The organism is Streptomyces sp. S3(2020) (genome assembly GCF_013044505.1).
Lineage (GTDB): Bacteria > Actinomycetota > Actinomycetes > Streptomycetales > Streptomycetaceae > Streptomyces.
This window is the reverse complement of sequence record NZ_JABERD010000409.1, coordinates 1-3,939: the sequence shown is the minus strand read 5'-3', so window position 1 is coordinate 3,939 and position 3,939 is coordinate 1. Positions and strand designations below refer to the sequence as shown.

Annotated in this window: 1 protein-coding gene; it reads left to right on the top strand. The window is 73.5% G+C overall.

Translation table 11 applies throughout. The features are described 5' to 3' along the window. Positions 1 to 47: 47 nt before the first annotated feature. On the top strand, positions 48 to 3,939 hold a 3,892-nt coding region (locus HLK59_RS52255; RefSeq protein WP_277349597.1), incomplete at its 3' end, for an SAV_2336 N-terminal domain-related protein.

Genomic DNA, 3,939 nt, shown 5'->3' with positions numbered 1-3,939 from the left:
ACGTCATCGAGGCCCGCGGAGGCGGCCTCCTCGCCCCCGTACCGCCGATGCTCCCCCACCCGCTCGCTCTGCAACGCGCCGTGCGCCCTCTCAAGCGACACGTGCCGTCCCCCCGCGCCCGGGTCCTGGACGAGCGGGCCACGGCCGACCGCATCGCCCGCCTCGGCGCGCATCCGGACGTCTGGCTGCCGGTGCTGCGCCCGGCTCCGGACCGCTGGCTGCGGCTGAACCTGGTGTACGACACGGGCCCCACGATGCCGATCTGGCGCCCCTTGGTCCGCGAACTGCACGGCACGCTCGCCCAGTCGGGCGTCTTCCGCACGGTCACCCTGCACCGGGCCACCCCTGACGGGCACGCCCACCACGTCCCCGCGCTCGCCGACGGCCGCACGGTCACCCTGGTGGTCAGCGACTGCATGGGCCCGCAGTGGCGACCGGGTCCCGCGGGCGACCGCTGGTACCGCACGCTGCACCGCTGGGCGCGCCGGATGCCGCTGGCCGTCCTGCAACCCCTGCCCGAGCGGCTGTGGCCGACGACGGCCCTGCCCGCGGAACCGGGCCTCCTGACGGCCCCGCTCGCCGCGGCCCCGTCGGCGGCCCTCGCGTTCACGCCGTACGAGGCCGACGCGCCGTCCGCCGCCGAGGCGCTCGCCCTGCCGGTCCTTGAACCGGGCCCGGTCTGGCTCGCCAACTGGTCCTCGCTGATCGCCGCGCAGGGCGGTGCCCGGATGCCGGGCGCGGCGGCCCGGCTGGCGCGGACGCCTCCGCCGCCGGCCGAACCGTCGACCCCGGACATCGCGTCGCTCCCGCCACGCGACCTCGTCCTCCACTTCCGTGCGACGGCCTCCCCCGAGGCCTTCCGTCTCGCCGGCCATCTCTCCCTCTCCGCCCCCTCCCTCCCCGTCATGCGCCTGGTCCAACGCGCCCTGGAATCCAGCCCCCGCCCCCAGCACCTCGCCGAGATCATCCTCAGCGGCATGCTCACCGCCGTACCGGGCCCGCCGGGTTCCTACGCCTTCCGTCCCGGCGTTCGGGATCTGCTGCTGCGGACACTGCCGCGTACCGCGCGCGGTCGGACACGTGAGTTCCTCGCGCGCGTCGGCGAATCGATCGACCAACGGGCAGGGGCCGCGGCCGGGGAGTTCCGGGTCGAGGCAGGCGGCGAGGGCACGCCGTTCGCGACGGTGAGCGAGGAGACGGTCCGGCGGCTGGGCGGGGAGGGACTGCTCAGGGGGCGGTACCGGCCGGTGGGGGTCTTGGAGTCGCCGATGTGGGAGGCGGTGGACGTACGGACCGATCGGCGGGTGGTCGTCCATGAGTACGCGGAGCGGACGCCGGACCCGGATCTGTTCCGGACACAGGCGGCCGCACTCGCCGGGCTGCGGCATCCGAACGTGGTGCCGGTGGTGGACCACTGGGTGGACGACACCGGGCCCTACCTCGTGACGGAGTTCCTGGACGGGGTGACCGTGGCCGAGTTGGTGCGGGGCAGCGGGCCGGGAGTCTTGGACCAGGTGTACGACCGGATCCAGGGGGGTGTGGAGGCGGGTCTCGACGCCCTGCACAAGCGCCGCCTGACGCACGGTGAGAGCGGCTGGGACGGCGTACTGCTGCGACCGGACGGTACGGCTGTGATCACCCGGTTCGACCTGGGCACGCCGTGGGTCCGGGACAGCGCGGAGACGGACCTGCACGCGTTCCGTGCTCTGTTGGAGGGCCTGGCGGCCAGGACAGGCATCCGGGTGACCCGGCCCTTGCGCATCGGCATGCTCGGCCCGCTGCGCGTCGGTGACGGCGACCGCACCTTCCCTCTCCCGTCCCCCCAGGCGCAAGCCATGCTGTGCATGCTGCTCCTGAAGACGGGCCACCGCGCGACCACCGCCGATCTGACCCAGGGCATCTGGGAACAGCCCCCCGCCGATCCGCGGGAGGCCCAGCGTTCACTCGCCGACGAGCTACGGGAACTCCTGGGCCCCACCACCCTGGCCGAATCGCCCGACGGCTACGCCCTGCACGCACCGGACGCAGTCATCGACGTCGTCCGGTGCGAGCAACTCCTCGCCGAACGCTCCCCCGACCAGCCACCGCGAGCCCAACGTCTGCCGGTCCAGAAGGCGTTGGACCTCTGGTACGGCACCCCCCTGGCCGGACTCCCCGGCCCCGCCGCCCGTGCCACCCGCGCCCGCCTCCACGCACTCCGCCTGTCCCTGTGCGCCACCCGCGCCGAACTCGACCTGGAACTGGGGGACTTCGCACAGGCCGCCGTCGACCTCGCCCCCCTCGTCCGAGAACACCCCGACCACCAGGACGTCCGCCGTCTCCACATCCTCGCCCTCAAGAACCAGGGCCGGATCTCCGAAGCGCTGGAGGCGTACGAGTCCTTCGAGGAGTACCGGCAACGGCAGTACACCGACCCCCTCGACCCCCTGACCCCCGTCCTCCAGGAGCTCCATCGTGAGTTGACCGAGGCCTCGGAGCTCCAGCGCCCCACGATCGTGTTCGAGCTGCCCCACGGCGACGATCCCCGCCACTCCCTCGGCCGGACCGTGATCCGCCTCCTGGCCGACGGCGACCTGCGCTCCCACCAGTACGAGATCCTGGCCCGCGACAACGGCTACGTCGTCCTGACCGAGCCCGGCACCCATGTGCTGCCCACGCTGGTCGCCGTACTGCACGGGCTGCCCGAGCACCTCGCCACCCTGGACGAGCCGCCGCAGGTCCGGGTGACGTTCTGGCACAGCCCGTGGTTCGCCGGCCCGGGCCGGCCCGTCGTACCGCCGCAGGTGCAGGGCATACTCGACGAGTCGTGGGCGGACGTCACCGTGCTCGTCTCCCCCATCCTGTACGACGAGTTCGCGAGCAACGCGGCGGCGGAGACGGGGCGGTTCCAGCCACTGTGGACGGGGGGACAGGCGGGGCCCGTCGCCTGGTACTGCCCGCTGCATCTGGCGTCCCCGGAGTCCGAGGCCCGCGACCTGGTGCGCGGCCCGTTCACCACACACGACGTCACTCAGCTGGGACCCCCCGTCGCGGGCCGCAAGGCGATCGTGCTCGCCCCGTCCGGCGGCCCCCTGACCCCGCTCGACCCGAGCCACCTGTGGAACAGGCACCGACCGCGCATCGTGGACTACTACGAGGTCGACCTCTCCATCCACCAGGCCGCCCACGAGGTCTCCCTGCCGAGTTCCGGCGGCGGAGCCTTCGCCGCCTCGGTCGAACTGTCCTGGCACGTCGACGACCCGGTCGCCTTTCTGCGCGCCGAGACGGAGAACGTCTCCGCGGTCCTCCTCGACCATCTCCTGAAAGTGGCTGCCCGCATCACACGCCGCTACCCCCTGGAGCGTGGGGGCGCCGCCCAGCATGCACTCCGCGGCGGGCTGCGCGGATGGCCGGTGCCGGGCCTGTCGGTGACCTGCTCGGTGGGACTGACCCCGGAGGGCGCACCGGCACCGCTCCCCCAGGTCCACCTCCCGTCGTACCCCCCCTTCGCCCGCCTCCTCCGCGAAGCCGAAACCGTGCTCATCGGCTTCGACGGCCCCCTCACCCGTCTGTTCACGACAGAGTCCGCCCGCACCGCCGCCCTGGATCTCCTAGCTCTGGTCACCGAGCACCGCCACCCGGACGAGGCGCTGGAGGGCCGCCCCCTCGGCACCGCCCAGGAAGTGGGCCTGAACCCCTTGGACGTGCTCCGCGCCTTCGCCGACAGCGGCGTCGGACAGACACTGCGCCGCCGCCTGGACGACCTGGAGCTGCGCGCCGTCCCGCACACCCACCCGACCCCGGACGTCCACGCCCTCATTCGGGCCCTGACCACCGCCGCGCGCCGCGTCGAGGTCGTGACGGACGTCAGCGCGCAGGCCGCCGAGCGCTGTCTGTCACACCACGGCATCCCGCCGGCCGGCGTTCACGGCCGCAGCGACGACCTCACCCTGCTCATGC